Raw genomic sequence first — 21,864 nt, forward strand, 5'->3', positions numbered from 1 at the left:
GTCCAGGCGGCGAAGCGCTGTGCATCGCGCGAAGCCAGTTCCGCCTGCAGCGCGACGGCCGCCTTCGGCGCGTCCGACGCGGCTTGCACCAGGCGGTCGATTTCCGCGAGGGTCTGGCTGGCATGCGCCTGGGTCTGGGCCGAGATCTCGCGCACGCTCTGCGCCAGCGTCGTGCTGATCTCGTCCTGGCGGCTTACCGTATGCGCGTTCAGTTGCTCCCACTCCTGCCGCAACGCGGCCGTCATGGTGCCGAGCGTGTCGGTCCAGGCGGCGAAGCGCTGTGCATCGCGCGAAGCCAGTTCCGCCTGCAGCGCGACGGCCGCCTTCGGCGCGTCCGAAGCGGCTTGCACCAAGCGGTCGATCTCCGCAAGGGTCTGGCTGGCATGCGCCTGGGTCTGGGCCGAGATCTCGCGCACGCTCTGCGCCAGCGTCGTGCTGATCTCGTCCTGGCGGCTTACCGTGTGGGCGTTCAGTTGCTCCAACTCCTGGCGCAAGCCAGCCGTCATGGTGCCGAGAGTATCGGCCCAGGCCGACAGGCGCTGCGCGTCGTGCGCGGCCAGTTGCGTCTGCAGCCCGGCATGCGACTCGCCCACGGTGCGCACCAGTGTCGCAGCCTGTTCGCCGATCGCGACCGCGGCGGCCGTCAGGGCCTGCTGGTTGTCGCTGGCGAGCTTCTCGCCGGTACGCTCCTGGCGCGACAGCGCCTCGCGCCATGCGTCGGCAGCGCTGGCGGCAGCCGTGTCGAGACGGGTGGCGACACCGTCCAGCAGCCCGGCCGAACGTTGTTCGAAGGTCTGGGCAAAGCCGTCGAGGGACGTGCGCAGGTCCGCTGCCAGTGCCTCGCTCGCGCGTTGATGCCCGGCCAGCGCCTGGTTCCACGTATCCGCGACGCCCGCGGTGGCGCTCTCGAAGCGGCTCGATACCCCATCCAGATGCTGTTGCACGGCGTGGGTCACGGTGTCGCGCAAGGCCGTGGTTTCGCGTGCCAGGCCCGCCATGGTCGCGTCCACCGCAGGCTGGATCGCTGCGCTTGAGGCGCGGGCGCTGTCGGCAATGCTGTCCTTCAGCGATTGCTCCACCGAAGACGCCAGGCGCGTGTAGACCACTTCGGTCTTGCCGTGGAAGGCGTCCTGGCTGGCGGCCAGGCGCTCGGTCAGGGCCTGGTTCTGTTCCGCCATCGTGGTCATCATGGCCTGCATGCGCTCGACCAGTGCCGGCATCACGTCGGCTTGGCGCTGCAGCAGCCGGAACGCTTCATCACGCTGGTGGCCGCGCGAGTAGGGGCGCAGCGTGGTGGCGATGCGGGCGTCCAGCGCCTGCGCGGCCTGGATCCGCTCGCCCCGGCACAATGCCGACAACAGCCCCAGCATCGCGGACGTGGCCACGCCCGCGACCGAGGTGCCGAACGCAAAGCCCAGGCCCTTGACCGGTGCGGCCAGCGAGGCGCGGATGGCCTGCAGGTCGGTGGCGGTCTCCAGCGCGATGCCGGTGCCGCGCAGGGTCGCCACCATGCCCAGGAACGTGCCCAGCATGCCCAGCAGCACCAGCAGCCCGACCAGGTAGGGTGTCAGCGCGGGGCCGGGCAGGCCGACGCGCTCGCCTTCCACGCGCAGGCGGGCGCTGTCGCGCAGGCTGGGATGCAGCCGTTCCAGCCAGCTGCCAAGGCTGGCCGGCGCTTCGGACAGGCTGGCGACGGCTTGCGCCAGCGTGGCGGTGGCCTGCCGGTAGCGGTACAGCTCAAACGCCCCCGCCAGGTAGCAGCCGCCGATCAGCAGCGTCACGGCCAGCGCCAGGAAGTTCGTGCCTGCATAGCCGGCGGCGATCCAGCACACGATGGCCAGGCCCGCCAGGAAAGCGACAATATGGGTAAGGTATCGGGTCATGATGTTCTGGTTAGCTGTCTTGCAGCGCCGCCAGCAAGCCTTCAAGGGGCTGCCAGCGGATGTCGAGTTCGGCGAGCAATACGCTCTGCATATCCTTGCGGAATACCCCCAGCCATGCACCGGGCCTGGCCGTTGCGGGCTGTCCCGCGGCTTGGGCTTCGGCCAGCGCCGCGGCTTCGGCCTGGCGCAGGCGCTGGAAATGCGGCTCCAGCATCGTCGGCAAGGCGCCCAGCAGGCTCTGTTCGCGCGCGCCCAGCACGCGCTCCATCACGGCATCGACCATGGCCAGCTTGGCCATGCCGGGTGCGTGGCCGGACAACGCGCCGCGCAGGCGCCCGCGCAGGTCGCCGATCGCGGTCTCCATGGTCTGTTGCAGCGTCAGGTAGCGCTGGCGATAGACCGCGTAGTCGACCTGCGCATCCACGGGGTCGGGCAGCGCGGACGGCCGGGCCGGCCCGCGCCGCTTGCCGGCAAGCGTGGTGTCTTCCACGATGGCATCGGCAAGCGCGGCGCGCACGCGCGCGCATTCCCGTGCCTCAGTGCTGTCGGCAGCACGTGCGGCAGGCGGCGCTGCCGGCGCATTGGCCTTCAGCGCCGATGACAGCGCGATCGCATCCGCCCAGCCAAGCCATTGGCTCAGCTGGCTCGAGAGCGAGCTCGCAGGAGGAGGGGCATCGGCGTCAGTCAGGCGAGCCAGCAGGCGGACGAGCGTCGGGCCGCTGAAACCTGTGCGCCGGGGCACTTGTAACATTGCGCCGGATTCGAAAAATCCAGCAGTTTACACGCCCGGGCGGCGGCGCGGCCGATATCGGCCAGCGCTTGACTACCCGCATTTGAGGCATTGCCCTGCGCATGGACGGCAGGCAGTTGGTGTGCCGCCGGTGCGCCTACGGCGGTAGGGTGCCAATTGCAGGCATTCCGATGCAACATCAGTCCCCCTGTGAAACGCGATTTCAAGGGGAAGACATGAAGACCAAACTGCATCGCCTGAAAGTCCTGAGCGCAGTCCTCTGCGTGACCCTGGCCGCCTGCGGCGGGGGCGGTGACGGCAACGGCGGCGGCAGCGGCTCGTCGGGCGGCACTGGCAACAGCGGCAATACCAGCGGCACTGGTGGCACGGGTGGTACTGGTGGCACGGGCGGCACCGGCGGCAGCACCGCCACCAGGACGGTGATGTTCGAGGCCACGCCCGTGACCGGGACCAGCGCCGAGTTCCTGACCCAGCTGAATGGGCAGGGTGCACGTGGCTTCCGTTTCGTCAGCGGCTTCTATTTCCTCGGGAACCCGGCAGGTTCCGAGCAGAAAGGCGTCTACGTCAAGGACGCGCAGACAACCTATAGCTATGAGCTGCCGCAGGAACCGGGCGGCGCCGATGTCCAGGCGTGGGTCACCGCGTACGAGGCCTGGCTGAACAGCCATGGCGCGCGTGGCTTCGTCTGGGGCGGGCCCTACATGGTGGGCGGCCAGATCCATGCGCTGATGCGCAAGGACAACGGGTCGTCGTCGACTTTCTCGTACAAGGTTGTGGTGGTGGACACCAATGCCAGCCTGTCGGCCTTTGTGCAGAACCAGGCCAACCCGTTGGGCGCGGACGGCTACTACCTGGCGGTCCCCGCGTACCTGGGCCCGTTCGGCGTGAGCAGCACCGTAGCCATCTTCCGCAAGGACCTGCAGGGCAGCGCCCGCTATGGCTATGAGGTCCTGTCCAATCCGGCCAGCGACGGCGATCTCGTCGCCCAGATCAACACGGAGGGTGTGCGCGGCTATCGGTTCAAGGTGCCGTTCGTCAGCGGCGGCACGCAGGTCAACCTCTATGAGAAGGACCTGTCGCAGTCCAGCACCTTCCGCTTCTACGACTTCGCGTCGCAGCAGACCAGCGCGGGCTTCCTGACCCAGGCCAACGCCGAAGGGCAGAAGGGCTCTAGCCTGATGGGCGCCTATGGGTTGCCGAGCGGCACCATCCGGGACTTCTACTTCGAGCCGGCCAACTGCACCGGCTTCCTCTGCGATACGCGCAGCCTGTTCGGCCTGTAAGCGCCTGGCGCCGGGGTTTTCCCCCGGCACCGGCGTGCCCATGTGCAGTCAAGGTAATACAATCCACCTGACCAGGCGACGAGACCAATCGACAAGACCATACGCGCGAACCGGGGTGGGAAATCAATGACACGAAGTCAAGGCGCCGCAGAGAACAACAACGACGACAACATCGACGACAGCGGGTGCCGTAACTATGCCATCGTGGTGGATGACCACCCGCTGATGGCGCGCGGCATTGCCGGCTACCTTGCGGCGCATTGCGGGTTTGACGCTGCCCTGCATGCAGCCGATGCGAAGGAGTGCGCGGCGTTGACGGAGCGGGAGGGATGCCCGGCGCTGCTGGTGGTGGATTTCTGGCTGCCGGACGGCACCGCTGTCGGGGTGCTGCGTGAAGCCGCGGCGCGCCTGCCCGCCTGCAAGCTGCTGGTGATGAGCGCCGACGACGATGCGCGCGTTTGCATCAAGGCGCGCGAGGCCGGCGCGCACGGCTTTATCCTGAAGAACGAGCCCCCGGAGGTCTTCGCCACGGCGGTAGCGTCGCTGCGCCGGGGGCGGCGCTGGTTCCAGCAGGCGGGGCCGCCGTCGGCGCGGCGCGAGTTGCCGCTGGAGCCCAGCGAACTGGGCCTGACCGCGCGCCAGGCCGAGGTGCTTGGCATGATGCTGCGCGGCCTGCCGAACAAGCGCATCGCCCTGACCCTGTCGGTGTCGGAGCAGACCGTCAAGGAGCACGTCACCGCGATCCTCGGCAAGCTCGGCGTGCGCAACCGGATCGAGGCCATCGCCCTGCTGCACGGCCGCAGGCTGGAATCTTGAAGAAGGCCCTCGCCCGGCTGCTGGGCTTGTCGCGCCCGGATGCGGATGCCGACATCAGCCCGCGCGCGCGCGCGCGGCTGCTGGACATGACGTTCGGGCGCCTGGTGTTCAGCGTCAATGCGATTCCGTTCGTAGGGTTGCCTTTCGTCATTTGGCTGTATGTCCAGCAGCTGGACGGCGGCGCGCTGCTGGCCTGGACGCTGGGGTATGGCGTCGCGGCGGTGTGGATGCAGTTGCGGTTCCGTCGCTACAAGCAAGAGCGGGAAGACGATGACGCCCTGGTCCGGCGCTGGTTGCCGTTTGTGCAGCACGTGGCGCTGGTGCACGGCTTCTGCCTGTCGCTGGCCGCCGTCCTGACGGCCAGCCTGGGGGGCTTCGACTTCAAGCTGCTGCTGTATATCAGTATCGCCGCCATCGTGGCGGCCAATGCCACGCACCAGACGCCGATCCTCGGTGTATTCCAGCGCTTCTTCGTTGCCTGCTGGACCTTGCAGATCGTCAACACCCCGCGCAGCTTCCCCGAGCACTGGCCGTTCGTGCTGCCGCTGGCGCTGCTGTATGCGCTGGCCATCTACCGGCACGCGCTGATCGCCAACCAGTTTTTCCGGCAGCAGGTCCGGCTGGAGGATGACGGCATCCGCCTGGCCGAGCGCTACCGGCTGGCCAAGGAAGAGGCCGAGAAGGCCCTGCACGCCAAGAACCTGTTTCTCACCACCGCCAGCCACGACTTGCGCCAGCCCGTGCATGCCATGGGCTTCCTGATCGAAGCCATTGCGCGGCGCAACCGCGACCCGGCCCTGATCCCGCCGCTGGAAGACCTGCGGCGCAGCGTGCGCTCGGTGCACCTGATGTTCAATTCACTGCTCGATCTCTCCAGGATCGAAGGCGGCATTGCCAGCCCGCGCAATACCGCGGTGGCGTTTGCGCCGTTGGTCGAAGAGGTGGCGTCGCTGTTCCGGGAAGAGGCGCGCAGCCGCGGCCTGGACCTGCGCGTGCGCCTGCCCGCAGGCGCCGCCGCGGTGCTGGCCGATCCCGCACTGCTGCGCCAGTCGCTGGTCAACCTTGTGCACAACGCGCTGCGCTATACGAAGCGCGGCGGGGTGCTGGTGTCCGCGCGGCGGCGCGGCAGCCACTGGCTGCTGGAGGTCTGGGACACCGGCGTGGGAATTGCTAGCGAAGAGAAGGGGCGGGTCTACTCGCCGTTCTATCGCAACGAACATGCGTGGCGCATCGACAGCGCGGGCCATGGCCTGGGCCTGGCCGTGGTGGCGCGCTGCGCCACGCTGATGGGCGCCACCTACGGACTGGACTCGGTGGAGCGCCGCGGCTCCAGGTTCTGGCTGCGCTTTCCTGAAGCGAAGCCGCTGGCCCCGACGGCGATCGAACCGGTCTACGAGCCCGATGGCCTGTCGGCTTCCACCCTGCTGCAGGGCGTCTGCCTGATCGTCGAGGACGACCCGCTGGTGACCGCTGCGTGGACCAGCCTGATGGAGGCCTGGGGCGTGCAGGCGGCGTGCGCGGCGTCGGGGCAGGAAGCCCTGGCACTGGTCGATGCCGGCCTGCAGCCCCAGGCGATCCTGTGCGACCAGCGCCTGCGCTCCGGCGAGAGCGGCTTCGAGGTGCTCAAAGCGCTGTTCGAACGCTGCCCGGACGCAAGCGGCGCCATGGTCAGCGGCGAGTTCGATTCCGAGGCGCTCATGCAGGCCGAGCGCGAAGGCTACCTGGTCCTGCACAAGCCGCTGGAGCCATCGCAGCTGCATGCCTTGCTGTTCCAATGGCTCTGTGCTGCCTGACAGCATAGATGGATGGTTCTGCCTGCGGCTGTGGTGCCACTCAGGCATCTCTGGGGCGAAAGAAGTGTCCAGGTCGACTTTATTCAGATCACCTGAAGAATTTATTTAGTTCACTTTTTTCCACCTCTCAGCGACAGTCTAGCGACCGCAGATCGCGATACTGGAAAGAGAGGGCCCCATGTCTATCTCAAACCGCGCTGTCGCTGCCTCCATGCTGGCCGTTTCCATGTTGGCGGGCCTGGCCGGATGCCATAGCCCGTCGGCCGCGGCGTTGGCTGCGGCGTCGGCTGTCACGTCGCGCCCCGACCCGGCCGCGGTGTCGGAACAGGACATCAACGATGCCTACGTCTACCTGCTGGGCCGGCTGCTAGTCCTGCGCCAGCAGCAAATCGACTTCCAGAAGGAAGGCTTCCAGTGGAACCGGATCATTCATCGCGACGTCGGCGGTGTGTCGTGGGCCAACCCCAATCTGGATGTCGCCTACAGCGAGGCCTGGGTTGCAGTCGACGAAAAGACCTGCACGGTCTTCAGCGTGCCGGCCATCAAGGGGCGCTACTACACCATTCAGTTCCTGAACGGCTGGGGCGAAACCGTCGCCAATATCAACGAGCGCAACTATCCGGACCATCCAAGCGGCGAATTCGCGATGTGCCTGAAGGGCGCCACTGCGGCACTTTCGCCCAACGCCAGGCGCATCGACCTGCCGGCCAAGACCTCACGGGTGCTGGCCCGGGTGGAAATCGGTGCAGACAAGAAGCAGGCCATTGCGCTGCAGCATCAGATCACGACGCGGATCACTGGCACGCCGACGATTGCCCCGGTGCCTGCCACGCCCGCCTTCAGCAATGACAAGCTCCCCGGTGTCGAGGCCTTTGACTCGGCGGTCGTTGCGCTTCGCTCGGAGCCGGACATCAATCCGGGCATGGAGCCCATCCAGGCCAAGGTGCGCGCCGTGAGTGCCGCGGTGGCCAGCAGCCCCGCCGAACGCGCGCGGGTGGACAAGATCATCCGCGAGAAGACGCTGCCGGCGTTCTTCCAGTCGTTCTCCACCGCAGGTACCGTCAGGAACGGCTGGAACCGGCCCGCTACCATTGGCAAGTACGGCAGCGACTACCAGACCCGCACCCGCATCGACCTGGGCGGGATCTGGGCCAACAGCACGGATGAGGTCGTCTATTTCAAGACGGATACAGACGGGACCGGCACCAAGCTCGACGGCGGCAATGTCTACACCATCACCTTCCCGAAGGGCGAGCTGCCTGCCCGCCACGTCAAATACTTCTGGTCGGTGATCGCGGTGGATTCCAGGAACTTCCGCGTGATCCCGAATGCGAAGAACCGGTTCCTGATCAACAAACAGTCCAGGCTGAGCTATGGCACGGACGATTCGCTGACGCTGTACTTCGGGCCTGCCCGTCCGAAGGACGCGCCTGACGGCAACTGGCTGCCCACGCCCAAGGGAAAGAACTACAACCTGACGTTCCGTCTCTATGGGCCGGACCAGCCGGTCCTGTCCGGGGAGTGGTTCCCGGCGCCGCTGGTCAAGCGCAACTGAGCTGCAGGTGCGGACCTGGCGTCCCGTCCCGCAAACATACGGGACAGGACACTAATCCCCCGACACCTCGCAAAACCGCAGCCGGTTCCCGAACGGATCGGCCACCTGCAGCATCCGCCCCCAGCCCACATCCTCAACGCCGGGCCTGGCGTAAGGATAGGCCTTGGCAGACAGCTCCCGCTGCAGCGCATCGATATCCTCCACTGTCACGAACACCGTCGATCCGGGCGTGGCGTCGCCATGGTGCTCGCTCAGGTGCAGCGTCAGGCCGCTGCGCCTGACCTGCGCGTACAGCGGCAAGCCGTCCTCAAACCGATGCTCCCAGTCGAGCGTGAAGCCGAGGAAGTCCAGGTAGAACTCCTTGGCCTTGTCGACCGAGAAGATCCGGAGGATGGGGATGCCGGCAGACAGGTTCATTGTTTTCTGTTCGGTAGTTGCGCAGGAGTGCCAGATCATAACGCCGGCCAGCGGTGATTCGCGCAGCCGGCGCATAAGCATTCGCGACAATCTTCGTTGGCTTTGTGCGGGCCCATGACTAATCTGGCGCTCCTGATGAAATCCCGGAGTACCGTCATGAACCCGACCCACGACTCACGCCGCCGCCTGCTTCTGGCCGCAGCGGGCGCGGCAACTGCCGCCAGTGCGCTGCCAGGCGTCAGCTGGGGGCAGGGCCAGACCGCGCTGCGCATCGGCTACCAGAAGTCCTCCACGCTGATGATCCTGCTGAAATCGCGGCAGACGCTGGAGAAGGCGCTGCCGGCCAAGGGTGTGGCGGTGCAGTGGTACGAATTCACCTCGGGCTTGCCGCTGCTTGAAGCGCTGAACCTCGGCAATATCGACCTGAGCGCCGACGTGGCCGATGCGGTGCCGCCGTTTGCGCTGGCTGCGGGTGCCGCGCTGACCTACTACGCCAGCGAGACGCCTTCGCCGCAGGCACAGGCCATTGTCGTGCGCGGCGATTCGCCGATCCGCGAGGTGGCGCAACTCAAGGGGCAGCGGGTGGCGTTTGCCAAGGGCGCAGGCGCGCACTACCTGGTGCTGGAAGCGCTGGCGCGCGCGGGTCTGTCGATCCGCGATATTGAACCGGCATACCTGAGCCCGGCCGACGCGCGCGCGGCGTTCGAGCGCGGCAGCGTGGCCGCATGGGTGATCTGGGATCCGTTCCTCGCGGCGGTGCAGCGCCAGGCCAATGCGCGCGTGCTGCGCGATGGCGAGGGGCTGGCCAGCTATCGGCGCTTCTACCTGGCGGCGACGCCGTTCGCGCGCGCGCATGCCGAGGTGCTTGAGGTCGTGTTCGATGCGTTGCGCGACGCGGGCGACTGGGTCAAGCGCAATCCGGCCGAGGCAGCGCGCTGGCACGCGCCGCTGATCGGCCTGGATGCGGCCACGGTGGAAGCCGCGAATGCGCGGCGCAGCTACGCGGTGCGCACGGTCGACGCTGCCGCGCTGGCCGAGCAGCAGCGCATCGCCGATGCCTTCACCGCGCCGCAGATCCTGCCGCGCAAGGTAACGATCTCGGCGTCGCCGGTCTGGCGCAAGGCGTAGCCGGCGGGGCGCCGGCTACGCTTACGCGACTTGCTTCGCACAATCCGCCCGGGGGCTCAACGCGAGCCCCGGGGCATGCCGCATCAAACCACTCCCATCTCCGGATCGCTGACCGCGTCCTCGCCGGTCTCCATCCGCCCCGCAAAGCGCCGCGCGAACGACGGGCTGGCCTCGCAGGTCACGACGAAGTCGTACCAGTTGCCGCTGTCGGCCACCGGCCATTCCAGCGTTTCCACCTTGCCCCGCTTCACCCTTTGCGTCCACGGGCCGTCGTCGCGGTAGGCCAGCGCCGTGACGGTGAAGGTCACGTCGGCATCGCTGTCGTTATGCAGCTTCACCTGGATCGTGGGCTTCTTGCACGGGTTGTAGCAGACCTGGATTTCCGTCGACGTGGTCACCGCTTCGTTGATGTCGCCGGAGAACGCGCGGTGATAGCCGTTGGGCCCCAGCACCCACAGGTCGTACTTGCCGCCGTCGGCATTAATGTCCCACGCATCGTCCAGCGTCTTCCCGGCTTCAACCACGTAGCGGCGCGGAATGCGGTCGAGGTGCAGCTTGTCATAGACGTGGAACAGCGCGCCGGCCTGGTTGGTGCTGGCGTTGGCGAACAGCAGGCGCACGGCCTTGGATGCGGCATCGACGCGTGCACTGGTATGCAGTTCGTATGGCAGCTTGCGCGACGGACGCGTGCCGGTGTCCTGCTCCGGCAGCGCGGGCGTGGCCGGCACCGGGATCGCCGGCTGGGTCTGCTGCCAGGCGGTCAGGCTGGTGGCGTCGGCACGGGTGGTGCGGCCGGCCAGCGTGGGCAGGGTCTCGGTGTTGGGCGTGGCAAAGTTGAAGGCGCTGGTCAGGTCGCCGCAGATGGCACGACGGTAGGCACTGATCTGCGGCTCCATCACGCCGAAGCGCGCCTCCAGGAAGCGCAGCACCGAGGTGTGGTCGAACACTTCAGAGTTGACCCAGCCGCCGCGGCTCCACGGCGACACCACCCACATCGGCACGCGCGGGCCGGGGCCGAAGGGCTTGCCGTCCTGCGGCGGCTGCTTGGCCGTGGCGGGCTGGAAGTTGAAGTACTCGTACGCCATCTGCGCGTCGTCGAGGGTCGACTTGCCGGCTAGCGTACCGTCCAGGTTGCGCGACGGCGCGGTCGGCGGCGGGCTGTGGTCGAAGAAGCCGTCGTTCTCGTCGAAGTTAATCAGCAGCACGGTCTTGCTCCAGACCTCGGGCGATGCCGTCAGCGCGTCCAGGATGGCCTGCACGTACCAGCCGCCCTTGGCCGGGCTGGACGGGCCGGGGTGCTCGCTGAACTCGGCCGGCGGGATGATCCACGACACCTCAGGGAGCGTGCCGTTGAGCACGTCGTCACGCAGCGACTGCAGGAAGCCGCCGTCGGGCATGGTGTTGCAGAAGCCCTTGGCCAGCGGGCTGTACTGGTCGTCGATGTCCGGGTTGTAGGGCGGGTTGACGCCGGTGCCGGCGGTGTTGGAGAGCTTGCGCCCGACGGGCATCTTCTCCATCTCTGCGCGCCAGTACCGAAAGCTCATCATCTGGTTGCAGCCATAGTTGTCCGGCACGTTCTGGTAGACCTTCCAGCCCACGCCGGCGGCCTGCAGGCGGTCGGCGTAGGTCTTCCAGGTCCAGCCTTCGGTGGAGGGGCCCACATCCGCGCCCGCGTTGAACTCGTTAATCATCACCGCGACGTTGTCGCCGGTGGGACCATTGCTGCCGGTCCAGTAGAACAGGCGGTTGGGGATGGTGCCGGTGTGCATCGCGCAGTGGTAGGCATCGCACAACGTGAAGGCGTCAGCCAGCGCGCGCTGGAACGGGATCTCGGCGTCATCGTAGTAGCCCATCGACAGCGTCTTCTTGGCCACCGGCCAGCGGTCCATGCGGCCGTGGTCCCACGCGGCCTGCGCATCGGGCCAGGTGTGCGGCGTGCCGCCGGCACGCTGCGCGTTGCCCTGGGTTTCGTCGAGATGGTAGGGCGTCAGGAGATTGCCGTTGGCATCGGTCTGGTAGAACGCGTTCTTGCCATTGGGCAACGGGATCGCGAAGCGGTCACCGTAGCCGCGCACGCCCTTGAAGGTGCCGAAGTAGTTGTCGAACGAGCGGTTCTCCAGCATCACCATCACGACGTGCTTGACGTCCTGGATGGTGCCGGTGGCGTTGTTGGCCTCGATGGCGATCGCGCGGCGGATGCTGGGCGGAAAGCTGGCCAGCACCGCGGCGGCGGCGCCGGTGCCGAGGCTGGTCTTCAGGAACTGTCTTTTTGACGGGTTGAAGGTCATGGCTGTGGCTGGGTCGGTCTGTCGCTGGATCGAAAAAGGGCCCGCATCACGGGGCGCAACGCGTGGTGCAGGTGCCGGGCCGGTCAGGCTTGCCTGGCTGGTCCGGCTTGTTGCCATTGGCGGCGGTGGGCTGGAGGGTGCTGCCGCTCGCGCCCGGCGAGTCGTCGCCGCCGCAGGCGGTAAGCATCAGTGCGAGGGTGAGGGTGCCGGCCGCCAGCCATGGCCGGGCGGAACGCGACAGCAATGAAGGTCTCATTTGTGCATGCCCTGTAGTCGTTGAGGGGGATAACGATTGCCGAGCCCATGCGCCGACATCGGATGCAGGCCCATGGACGTCCGCCGCGCGGACGACAAGTGCGGGGAACTGGCCGGTTCGGGTGCGCTTGGCCTTGGCTTGTCGTGACAGTGAGCGATTGTTGATTGGTCAAATGTCAGATGTTTGACATCAAACACATTTGGCGATTTGGTTTTGTAACCAAAAGTGTCGCGCCGGTCATGTCGCCACGATCACGCTGCGCCGCCCGGAGGTGGCAAACCGCCTCGGGCCGGATGACCTGGCCGAGCCAACGGCATGTCGATGCCGTGAACGACAGCGACGTGCGCGTGCTGCGCCTGCGCGGCACCGGCAAGTACTTCTGCAGCGGCTTCGATATCGGCAGGCTCGCGGCCGGGCAGCGCGGTGCCGGCTTCGAGACCCTGGTCAACGCGGTGGAAGACTGCCGCGCGGTGACCATTGCCGAGATCCACGGCGGCGTCTATGGCGGCGGCACGGACCTGGCGCTGGCGTGCGATTTCCGGCTTGGCACCGCTGCGGTGGACATGTTCATGCCCGCGGCGCGGCTGGGGCTGCATTTCTACCAGCGCGGCATGGAACGCTATATCAGCCGGCTGGGCCTGAACCACGCCAAGCCCCTGTTCCTGACTGCGGAGCGCATCGACGCCGACGAGATGCTCCGCCGCGGCTTCCTGACCGAGCTGCTGCCGGCCGAGCGCCTGCGCGAGCGCGCCGACCAGCTCAGCGACACGGTGGCCGGGCTTGCACCGCTGGGGGTGCAAGGCATGAAGCGGCACCTGAACGCGATCGGGCGCGGCGCGCTGGATACTGAGGCGCTGGCTGGCGACATCAGCCGGGCTACCCAGTCGCAGGACATCCGCGAAGGCGCGCTGGCCTGGAAGGAAAAGCGCAGGCCGCAGTTCACCGGCACCTGATGCAGCTTACTGTCCCTGCCGCATCACCCATTCCACCACCCGCGCCAGGAACGGTGACGTGTCGCCTTCGCGATAGCTCATGATGACCGGCGACACGAAGCCCGGCGCGTCGATCGGGCAGTAGCGCACGTCGTCGCGATGCAGCCGCTGGATCGACGCTGGCACCAGCGTGATGCCTATGCCGGCCGCCACCAGCCCCAGCGCGGTCTGCAGTTCGTTGGCCTCCTGCGCCACACGCAATTGCAGGCCCTGCGCGCGGAACAGCGACAGCAGGTGGTCGGCATAGCTGGGCCGCGGCCGGGCCGGGTAAAGAATGAACGGCTGCGCCGCCAGCGCCTGTGGCGTCAGCGCCTTGCGGCGGGGCGCGGGCAGGCGTGCGGGCAGCGCTGCCACCAGTGGCTCGGCCATCACCACCTGCTGGCGGATGGCGGGATCATTCAGCGTGATGCGGCCGAAGCCCAGGTCGATGCGGCCGGCCTTGAGCGCCTCGATCTGCTCGACGGTGATCATCTCTGCCAGTCCTACCTCTACCTGCTGGTCGTGCCGGTCTGATTCACGCAGTTCGCGGATCAGTTCCGGCAGCACGCCATACAGCACCGACGGCACGAAGCCGATGCCGAACCAGCGCTTGTCCTGCCGCCCGATGCGGCGCGTGCCTTCGATGGTTTCTTCCAGCCGCTGCGTCAGCTGGGTGGACTGCTCCAGCAGGAAGCGGCCCGCCTCGGTCAGCCGCAGCCCGCGGCCGACGCGGTCGAACAGTGCCACGCCCACTTCCTCTTCCAACTGGCGGATCTGGCGCGACAGCGGCGGCTGCGCCATATGCAGCCGCTCGGCGGCGCGGGTGACGTTGAGTTCCTGGGCCACGACCTGGAAATAACGCAGGTGCCGGAGTTCCATTGGTGTCCTGCTCCCATACCTGTAGGGTATCGATTGAGACATCATCGGTCTTGGACGCCGGCAAAGTCAAGCCGCATACTTGACTTCAATTATCAATTTGCATCGACAAGGTATGACCACGACTATCACTTCAGTGGAAGCCATCCTGGTGGACCTGCCCACCATCCGGGCACACCAGCTGGCCATGGCCACCATGCAGCAGCAGACGCTGGTGATCGTGCGGCTGCGCTGCAGCGACGGCGTGGAGGGCATCGGCGAGGCCACCACCATCGGCGGCCTGTCCTATGGCGACGAAAGCCCGGAAGGCATCAAGCTGACCATCGACACCTACCTGGCCCCTGCGCTGGCCGGCCAGGATGCCACCAACGTGCATGGCGCGATGGCGCGCCTGGGCAAGGTCGCGCGCGGCAACCGCTTCGCCAAGTCCGCGCTGGAGACCGCGTTGCTGGATGCGCAGGGCAAGCGCCTGGGCGTGCCGCTGGCCACGCTGCTGGGGGGCGCGGTGCGGTCGACACTGCCGGTGCTGTGGACGCTTGCCAGCGGCGACACCGCCCGCGACATTGCCGAGGCCGAGCAACTGCTGGCCGAGCGCCGCCACCATACCTTCAAGCTGAAGATCGGCCGGCGCAGCGTGCGCGACGACGTGGCCCATGTGGCCGCGATCAAGCGCGCGCTGGGCGACCGGGCGCGCGTCACCGTCGACGTCAACCAGGCCTGGAACGAGGCCGACGCCGCCACCGGCATCGCCATGCTGGAAGCCGCGGGCATCGACCTGATCGAGCAGCCGACTCCGCGCGAGCAGCGCATGGCGCTGGCCCGGCTGGCCGCGCGCTTCGTGGTGCCGATCATGGCAGATGAAGCGGTGTGCGGCCCGGAAGACGCGATGGAACTGGCGCGCATCGGCGGTGCCGACGTGTTCGCGCTGAAGATCGCCAAGGCCGGCGGCATCTTCGGCATGCTGCGCACCGCCGCGGTGGGCGACGCCGCCGGCATCGCGCTGTACGGCGGCACCATGCTGGAGGGCAGCGTCGGCACCATTGCCGCGGCGCATGGCTTCTGCACGCTGCCGCAGCTGGCCTGGGGCACCGAGCTGTTCGGACCGCTGCTGCTCAAGGACGATATCGTGCAGCAGCGCCCCGAGTACCGCGACTTCAGCCTGCACCTGCCCGAAGGCCCCGGCCTGGGGCTGGCGCTGGACGAAGACAAGCTGGCGCACTACCGGCGCGGCTGAACTGGCAGGCAACTTCCCCGCATGACACGCCATATGCGCGGGGCGCATCAAGCAGTGAGGAGACTATGAAAACGTTATTCCAGCGGCTGGCAAGCACCGGCCGCGCAGGGGCGCTGGCACTGGCTGCCGGCCTGTCGTTCGCCGCGCCGGCCGCGCACGCGGCCTATCCCGACCATCCGATCCGCTGGATCGTGCCGTTCCCCGCGGGCGGTGCCATGGACAACATCGCGCGCACGCTGGGCGAAGACATGTCGCGCACGCTGGGCCAGGCCATCGTGGTCGAGAACCGGCCGGGCGCCGGCGGCAATATCGGCGCCGAACTGGTGGCGCGCGCGCCCGCCGACGGCTACACGCTGATCATCGTCGCCAACGGCATGGCCGTGAACCCGGCGCTGTACGGCCGGCTGAGCTACGACCCGGTCAAGGACTTCGCGCCGGTGTCGCTGCTGGCGGTGGTGCCCAACGTGCTGGTGGCCAGCAAGGCGCGGCGCCAGGAAAGCACCGTCAAGGATGTGGTGGCGCACGCCAAGGCGGCGCCGGGCAAGTACACCTATGCCTCCGCGGGCAACGGCACCTCGATCCACCTGGCGGGCGAGCTGTTCACCTCGATGGCTGGCGTCGACATGCTGCATATCCCCTACAAGGGCAGCGGCCCGGCGATGACGGACCTGCTGGGCGGCCAGGTCGACTACATGTTCGACAGCATCACCTCGGCCAGGCCGCATATCGAATCGGGCAAGCTGACGGCGATCGCGGTCACCACCAGCAAGCGCTCCAGTGCGCTGCCCAATGTGCCGACGGTGGCCGAAGCCGGCCTGCCGGGCTATGAACTGTCGCCGTGGTTCGCGGCCTTCGTGCCGGCGAAGACGCCGCAGCCGGTCATCGACACGCTCAACCGCGCCATGCTCGAGGCGCTGCGCAAGCCTGCGGTGCAGAAGCGGCTGGCGCAAATCGGCGCCGAGCCGATCGGCAGTTCGCCGGCGGTGCTGCGCGAGCACCTGGCGAAGGAAACCGAGAAGTGGGGTGTGCTGATCCGCCAGCGGGGTATCCGGGCGGATTGAGCGGCCTGGACCAGCGCGGTTCATAGGGGGAGTCCCCCCGAGATGCTCCGGGGGAATGTCATTACCCAGCCCCCCGTCTCCCTGGCACATAATGTGCGTAAGATGCCAGCCGAAAGGCACACTCGAGCGGATCACCCGCCGGCACTGAGGGGAGACAATGAGCAGTTCAACCGACAAGTTCTCGGCCACCATGCGCGATGGCCTGGCCGATCTTGCCCGCCGCCTGCGCTTTGCCATGGAGGAGGGCGCGATCTGGCTGGACGAGCAGCGCATGATCCTGATCCATACCGCCGCCCTGGGCGCGCTGCGCAAGGAACTGGTGGACACCCTGGGCATGGAGCGCGCGCGCGGCCTGTTCACCCGCATGGGCTTCCATTCGGGCATGCGCGATGCGGAGGTCGCGCGCAAGCTGCGCGCCGGCCACAGCGACTTCGGCCAGCTGGAGATCGGGCCCTGCCTGCATACCATCGAGGGGGTGGTGCGGGTCACGCCGGTCAAGGTCGACATCGATATCGCCGCCGGCATCTACGATGGCGAGTTCCTGTGGGAAGACTCCTTCGAGGGCGACGTCCACCGCCAGCTGTTCGGCATCGTCGACGAGCCTGCCTGCTGGATGCAGATCGGCTACGCCACCGGCTACACCTCGGCGCTGATGGGGCGCACCATCCTGTACCGCGAGGTCGAGTGCATCGCCTGCGGGCACCCGCACTGCCGCATCATCGGCAAGCCGGTGGAAGCCTGGGAAGACGGCGCGCAGGCACTGGCGCTGTACCAGCCCGATCCCGTGATCGAAACCATCATCGCCCTGCAGAGCGAGGTCGAGCACCTGCGCGCGCTGCAGGGCACCCCGGCCACGCCGGCCGACCTGGTCGGCACCTCGCCAGGCTTTCGCGCCGCCTGGAGCCTGCTGCAACGCGCCGCGGCCAGCAACGTGACGGTGCTGCTGCTGGGCGAGACCGGCGTGGGCAAGGAGCGGTTCGCGCAGGCATTGCACAGCGTGAGCGGGCGTGCCGACAAGCCCTTCATTGCCGTGAACTGCGCGGCGATTCCCGACGAGCTGATTGAGTCCGAGCTGTTCGGCGTGGAAAAGGGCGCCTTCACCGGCGCCAGCCAGTCGCGCCCCGGGCGCTTCGAGCGCGCGCACGGCGGCACCCTGTTCCTGGACGAGCTGGGCGAACTCTCCGCCTCGGCCCAGTCCAAGCTGCTGCGCGTGCTGCAGGAAGGCGAGGTCGAGCGCGTGGGCGGCACCGGCACGCGAAAGGTGGACGTGCGGCTGGTGGCCGCCACCAATGTCGACCTGGCCGAAGCCGTGAAGCAGGGCACTTTCCGCAAGGACCTGTACTACCGCCTCAATGTCTATCCGGTCACGATCCCGCCGCTGCGCGAGCGCCTGGACGATATCCGGCCGCTGGCCGAGCGCTTCGTGGCCCGCTACGGCGCGCGCCACGGCAAGCGCATCGTCGGCATCACCGACCGCGCGCTGGCCGAGCTGCGCCACTATGACTGGCCCGGCAACGTGCGCGAACTGGAGAACGTGATCGAGCGCGGCGTGATCCTGGCCAGCCAGGGCGGCCAGATCACCGCCGACCACCTGTTCCTGCCAGGCACCGTGGCACCGGTGGTGGATACCGCGCCGCGGCTGGGGGCGGGCGGCACCTTGCCAGACCTGCGCGAAGCCGCGGTCCATGCGCTGCTGGACCAGATGTCCGAGCAGCAGCTGGCGCTGGGCGAAGTCGAGACCGTGCTGATGGAGGCGGCCATGCAGCGCGCCGACGGCAATATGAGCCAGGCGGCGCGGTTGCTGGGTATTACGCGGCCGCAGCTGGCGTATCGGTGGAAGATGCGCGGCACGCGCGGGGGTAACGGCCACGGCAACGGTAACTGAGGCCGCTTCCAGGCTTCAAATGCCGAGGGTGTGCTCCCCTCTCGCGCAAGCGGGAGAGGGGAGCACACTCGCGTGGATCAAGCGCGTTCACACGATCCCCTGCGCCACCCATCTCCTCCGCTTCTCCCGGCCCCTCGCATTTCTCCACTTGATCATTTGATGCAGCCCCTCCGGGCCGCGCATCGGCCCGAAGTTGCCCGATGCTGCACCGCGCCAACGATTTTTCCCTGTCAGATCAAGTCTTCTCAACTAGGTTGCCCACGCACGCTGCTGCGCCGCAGGGCAATCCCATCCGCATCTGCTCGCTGCCCGCAAACGCCCGCCCGGCGCGGCTTTTGATCATTTGATCAAGGCCTGCGCGCAGCTTCATCAATTCATCGATGCGTTTCGCGCGGACCTTTCCGGGTTAACGCGCACGCTCGCCACCGCCAATTCCCCGCAACCCTTGTCCCACAACGCTTCGCGCTCGCTGGCACGGTCTTCGCAATAAGGCCTGCGTCCAGCCAACGCAATGGAGCGCGCCATGAACACCCCGTCGGTTCCCCTGTTCGAAGCCACGCCGCGCTATGTGCGGGTCGAGGGCCGCACCCCAGAAGGGTTTGTTCAGTTCGCCTTCAGCGTGGCCGACCCTGAGCTCAACGTCGAACTGATCATGCCGGAGCCGATGTTCGAAGCCTTCTGCTGCGTCAACCGCGTGCGCTTCCTGCCCCCGCTGGAAGCAGCGCCGCAGCCGCAAGCCGACGACTGACGCCGCAGCCACCGCATCACAAAGAGAGAAGGGATACAGGAGACCAAACGATGCAAGTCGATATCAAGACCCAGCAGATCCAGCCGCTGCGCCAGACCTACGGCCATGTCGCGCGCCGCTTCGGCGACAAGCCGGCGTCGCGCTACCAGGAGGCGACCTACGACGTGCAGTCGGAGGTGAACTTCCACTACCGCCCCACCTGGGACCCCAGCTTCGAGCTGTATGACAAGCGCCGCACGGCGATCGTGATGCAGGACTGGTACGCGCTGAAGGACCCGCGCCAGTTCTACTACGGCGCCTACGTTACCGCGCGCGGGCGCCAGCAGGATGCAACGGAGAAGAGCTTTGCCTTTGTCGAGAAGCGCGGGCTGCTGCAGGCGCTGCCGGCCGAATGGCAGGAACGCCTGGCCACAGGCCTGCTGCCGCTGCGCCATGTGGAGTGGGGCGCCAACATGAACAACTTCTACTGCGCCGACTATGGCTGGGGCACGGCCATCACGCAGGCCTGCACCTATTGCGCGATGGACCGCCTGGGTATCGCCCAATACCTGTCGCGCATCGGCATGCTGCTGGACGGCAATACCGGCGTGGCGCTGGAGCGGGCCAGGGTGGCGTGGCTGGAGAGCGCCGCATGGCAGCCGCTGCGCCGCTTTGTCGAGCATACCTTTGTCACCGAGGACTGGTTCGAGACCTTCATCGCCCAGAACCTGGTGCTCGACGGGCTGCTCTACCCGCTGGTCTACCAGCATGCCGACGCGGTGATCGCGCGCGCCTGCGGCACCGGGCTGGCGGTGCTGACCGAATTCATGAACGACTGGCGCGACGAGCACGCACGCTGGGTCGATGCCGTGATCCAGGCCGCCGCGGCCGAGTCCGAGGCCAACCGCGTGCTGCTGTCTGGCTGGGCGCGCGCCGCCTGCGCCGAGGTGGCGCAGGCGCTGGTGCCGGTGGCCGATGCGCTCACCGGCGAGGACGGCGCGCAGATGGTGGCGCTGTGCCGCGAGCAGTTCGAAGTCCGCCTGGGCAAGCTCGGCCTGGCTGCCTGATCCGCCCACAACGAACCCCACGGAGACACGCCATGTCAGCCACCCCAGCCAACGTCTACATCGCGCTGCAGAACAACGACGACACCCGACCCATCATCGACGCCATCACCGAGGCCAACCCGCATGCGGTGGTGTCGCAGTTTCCCGCCATGGTCAAGATTGACGCCCCCGGCCACCTGACCATCGTGCGCGAACTGGTGGCCGGCAAGCTCGGCCGCGACTGGGACCTGCAGGAGATCCAGCTGAACCTCATCTCGCTGTGCGGAAACATCGACGAAGACGAAGACGCCTTCACGCTGCGCTGGAATGCCTGACACCGCAGCGGCACACAGAACATCACGGAGACATCATGGACGCACGCAAGAAGCTCAACCTGCGCGAGAAGTACGCCTCGATGACGCGGGACCTGGCCTGGGAAACGACCTACGAGCCGATGGACAAGGTCTTCCCGTTCGACAAGTACGAGGGCATCCGCATCCACGACTGGGACAAATGGGAAGACCCGTTCCGCATGACCATGGATGCCTACTGGAAATACCAGTCGGAGAAGGAGCGCAAGCTGTACGCGATCATCGACTCGTTCGTGCAGAACAACGGCCACCTGAACGTATCCGATCCGCGCTACCTGAACGCGCTGCGGCTGTTCCTGACCGGCGTGACGCCGCTGGAATACGCTGCCCACCGCGGCTACGCGCACCTGGGCCGGCATTTCCGCGGCGCCGGCGCGCGCGTGGCGGCGCAGATGCAGTCGGTCGACGAACTGCGCCACGCCCAGACCCAGCTGCACACGCTGTCGGTCTACAACAAGTACTTCCACGGCTTTGGCGAATGGCGCCATATGCACGACCGGGTCTGGTACCTGTCGGTGCCCAAGTCCTACTTCGAGGACGCGATGAGCGCGGGGCCGTTCGAGTTCATCACCGCGATCTCGTTCTCGTTCGAGTATGTGCTGACCAACCTGCTGTTCATGCCGTTCATGTCGGGCGCCGCCTACAACGGCGACATGGCCACGGTGACCTTCGGCTTCTCCGCACAGTCCGACGAGTCGCGCCACATGACGCTGGGCCTGGAAGTGGTCAAGTTCCTGTGCGAGCAGGACCCCGGCAATATCCCGATCCTGCAGAAGTGGCTGGACAAGTGGTTCTGGCGCGGCTTCCGCCTGCTCACGCTGGTCGGCATGATGATGGACTACATGCTGCCCAAGCGCGTGATGTCGTGGGCCGAGGCCTGGGAGATGTACTTCGAGCAGGCGGGCGGGGCGCTGTTCAAGGACCTGGAGCGCTACGGCCTGCGCATGCCCAAGTACCACGAAGCGGCCACCAAGACCAAGGACCGCATCACGCACGAGGCCTGGGCCACCTTCTACAACTACGCGGGCGCGGCCGGCTTCCACACCTGGGTGCCCAAGGCGGACGAGATGGCGTGGCTGGCCGAGAAGTACCCGCAGACCTTCGAGCGCTACTACAAGCCGCGCCTGGACCACTGGCAGGAGCGCCAGCAGGCCGGCGACCGTTTCTACAACGCCACGCTGCCGATGCTGTGCCAGACCTGCCAGATCCCGATGGTGTTCTCGGAGCCGGACGATCCCACCCAGACCTGCTACCGCGAAAGCAGCTACCACGGCATGAAGTTCCATTTCTGCTCGGACGGCTGCAAGGACATCTTCGACGACGAGCCCGCCAAGTACGCGCAGGCCTGGCTGCCGGTGCACCAGATCTACCAGGGCAACTGCGGCGGCGCCACGCTGGAGGACGTGCTCAAGTGGTACCGGCTGAACCCGGGCGCTGACAACCTGGACTTCGATGGCTCGCAGGACCAGCGCAACTGGAACGCGTGGAAGGGCATCGGTCCTGCCGCCGACGCCGCCTGAAGC

18 protein-coding genes and 1 pseudogene are annotated in these 21,864 nt (G+C 67.3%); 13 read left to right on the forward strand and 6 right to left on the reverse strand.

All coding sequences use genetic code 11. The features are described from left to right. Both AC3WL8_RS22585 and AC3WL8_RS22590 read right to left on the reverse strand, forming a co-directional pair. Nucleotides 1-1,883: DUF802 domain-containing protein (locus AC3WL8_RS22585; RefSeq protein ID WP_492378880.1), on the reverse strand; the 1,883-nt coding region annotated here is incomplete at its 3' end. Between the two features lie 10 nt (nucleotides 1,884-1,893). Then, a complete protein-coding gene (locus AC3WL8_RS22590) occupies nucleotides 1,894-2,634 on the reverse strand; it encodes a DUF3348 domain-containing protein (protein WP_013952167.1) in 741 nt (246 codons plus the stop codon). 215 nt (nucleotides 2,635-2,849) lie between these two features. Here AC3WL8_RS22590 and AC3WL8_RS22595 point away from each other — a divergent pair, with 215 nt between their 5' ends. The 4 genes from AC3WL8_RS22595 to AC3WL8_RS22610 all read left to right on the forward strand — a co-directional run bounded on the left by AC3WL8_RS22595 (nucleotide 2,850) and on the right by AC3WL8_RS22610 (nucleotide 8,081). After that, complete coding sequence (locus AC3WL8_RS22595; protein WP_211979667.1) at nucleotides 2,850-3,917, forward strand: hypothetical protein; 1,068 nt, start codon at nucleotides 2,850-2,852, stop codon at nucleotides 3,915-3,917. A gap of 126 nt (nucleotides 3,918-4,043) precedes the next feature. Then, nucleotides 4,044-4,733: a response regulator transcription factor gene (locus AC3WL8_RS22600; RefSeq protein WP_013952169.1), complete on the forward strand. Its 690-nt coding sequence runs from the start codon at nucleotides 4,044-4,046 to the stop codon at nucleotides 4,731-4,733. Beyond that, nucleotides 4,730-6,526, forward strand: a complete 1,797-nt coding sequence (locus AC3WL8_RS22605) for a hybrid sensor histidine kinase/response regulator (RefSeq protein ID WP_013952170.1) — start codon at nucleotides 4,730-4,732, stop codon at nucleotides 6,524-6,526. Before AC3WL8_RS22600 ends, AC3WL8_RS22605 begins: the two co-directional genes overlap by 4 nt. A 178-nt stretch (nucleotides 6,527-6,704) precedes the next feature. Further along, a complete protein-coding gene (locus AC3WL8_RS22610) occupies nucleotides 6,705-8,081 on the forward strand; it encodes a DUF1214 domain-containing protein (RefSeq protein ID WP_013952171.1) in 1,377 nt (458 codons plus the stop codon). A 51-nt stretch (nucleotides 8,082-8,132) separates the two neighbouring features. Here AC3WL8_RS22610 and AC3WL8_RS22615 read toward each other — a convergent pair whose 3' ends face one another. Next, a complete protein-coding gene (locus AC3WL8_RS22615; RefSeq protein ID WP_035816304.1) occupies nucleotides 8,133-8,498 on the reverse strand; it encodes a glyoxalase superfamily protein in 366 nt (121 codons plus the stop codon). 156 nt (nucleotides 8,499-8,654) lie between these two features. On the opposite strand from AC3WL8_RS22615, the gene AC3WL8_RS22620 reads away from it, so the two are divergent. After that, nucleotides 8,655-9,626: an aliphatic sulfonate ABC transporter substrate-binding protein gene (locus AC3WL8_RS22620; RefSeq protein WP_211979668.1), complete on the forward strand. Its 972-nt coding sequence runs from the start codon at nucleotides 8,655-8,657 to the stop codon at nucleotides 9,624-9,626. An 83-nt stretch (nucleotides 9,627-9,709) separates the two neighbouring features. Here the strand turns inward: AC3WL8_RS22620 and AC3WL8_RS22625 are convergent, their stop codons facing one another. Both AC3WL8_RS22625 and AC3WL8_RS22630 read right to left on the reverse strand, forming a co-directional pair. Continuing rightward, complete coding sequence (locus AC3WL8_RS22625; protein WP_211979669.1) at nucleotides 9,710-11,914, reverse strand: phosphocholine-specific phospholipase C; 2,205 nt, start codon at nucleotides 11,912-11,914, stop codon at nucleotides 9,710-9,712. Nucleotides 11,915-11,960: 46 nt separating this feature from the next. Next, entirely contained in the window at nucleotides 11,961-12,158 is a 198-nt protein-coding gene (locus AC3WL8_RS22630; protein WP_148271645.1) for a hypothetical protein, read from the reverse strand. A gap of 211 nt (nucleotides 12,159-12,369) precedes the next feature. Here AC3WL8_RS22630 and AC3WL8_RS22635 point away from each other — a divergent pair. Next, nucleotides 12,370-13,123, forward strand: a pseudogene (locus tag AC3WL8_RS22635) (enoyl-CoA hydratase/isomerase family protein). 6 nt (nucleotides 13,124-13,129) lie between these two features. Here AC3WL8_RS22635 and AC3WL8_RS22640 read toward each other — a convergent pair. Beyond that, complete coding sequence (locus AC3WL8_RS22640) at nucleotides 13,130-14,020, reverse strand: LysR family transcriptional regulator (protein WP_211979670.1); 891 nt, start codon at nucleotides 14,018-14,020, stop codon at nucleotides 13,130-13,132. 112 nt (nucleotides 14,021-14,132) lie between these two features. Between AC3WL8_RS22640 and AC3WL8_RS22645 the strand changes: the two genes are divergently transcribed. The 7 genes from AC3WL8_RS22645 to AC3WL8_RS22675 all read left to right on the forward strand — a co-directional run bounded on the left by AC3WL8_RS22645 (nucleotide 14,133) and on the right by AC3WL8_RS22675 (nucleotide 21,861). After that, nucleotides 14,133-15,251: a muconate/chloromuconate family cycloisomerase gene (locus AC3WL8_RS22645; protein ID WP_013952182.1), complete on the forward strand. Its 1,119-nt coding sequence runs from the start codon at nucleotides 14,133-14,135 to the stop codon at nucleotides 15,249-15,251. A 65-nt stretch (nucleotides 15,252-15,316) separates the two neighbouring features. Next, the gene (locus tag AC3WL8_RS22650; RefSeq protein WP_153953885.1) at nucleotides 15,317-16,312 is read left to right on the forward strand and encodes a tripartite tricarboxylate transporter substrate binding protein; all 996 of its coding nucleotides are present in this window, start codon (nucleotides 15,317-15,319) and stop codon (nucleotides 16,310-16,312) included. A 157-nt stretch (nucleotides 16,313-16,469) separates the two neighbouring features. Then, nucleotides 16,470-18,197, forward strand: coding sequence for a phenol degradation transcriptional regulator PoxR (gene poxR, locus AC3WL8_RS22655; protein WP_013952184.1), 1,728 nt, complete (start codon nucleotides 16,470-16,472; stop codon nucleotides 18,195-18,197). Between the two features lie 523 nt (nucleotides 18,198-18,720). After that, nucleotides 18,721-18,945 (forward strand): phenol hydroxylase subunit, encoded by a 225-nt coding sequence (locus AC3WL8_RS22660; protein ID WP_013952185.1) that lies wholly within the window; start codon nucleotides 18,721-18,723, stop codon nucleotides 18,943-18,945. A 50-nt stretch (nucleotides 18,946-18,995) separates the two neighbouring features. Then, nucleotides 18,996-19,991: an aromatic/alkene monooxygenase hydroxylase subunit beta gene (locus tag AC3WL8_RS22665; RefSeq protein ID WP_211979671.1), complete on the forward strand. Its 996-nt coding sequence runs from the start codon at nucleotides 18,996-18,998 to the stop codon at nucleotides 19,989-19,991. 32 nt (nucleotides 19,992-20,023) lie between these two features. Then, nucleotides 20,024-20,305: an MmoB/DmpM family protein gene (locus AC3WL8_RS22670; protein WP_492378881.1), complete on the forward strand. Its 282-nt coding sequence runs from the start codon at nucleotides 20,024-20,026 to the stop codon at nucleotides 20,303-20,305. Nucleotides 20,306-20,340: 35 nt separating this feature from the next. Continuing rightward, a complete protein-coding gene (locus tag AC3WL8_RS22675) occupies nucleotides 20,341-21,861 on the forward strand; it encodes an aromatic/alkene/methane monooxygenase hydroxylase/oxygenase subunit alpha (RefSeq protein ID WP_492378882.1) in 1,521 nt (506 codons plus the stop codon). Nucleotides 21,862-21,864: the final 3 nt, after the last annotated feature.

This window comes from Cupriavidus sp. FW305-F7, from assembly GCF_058782875.1.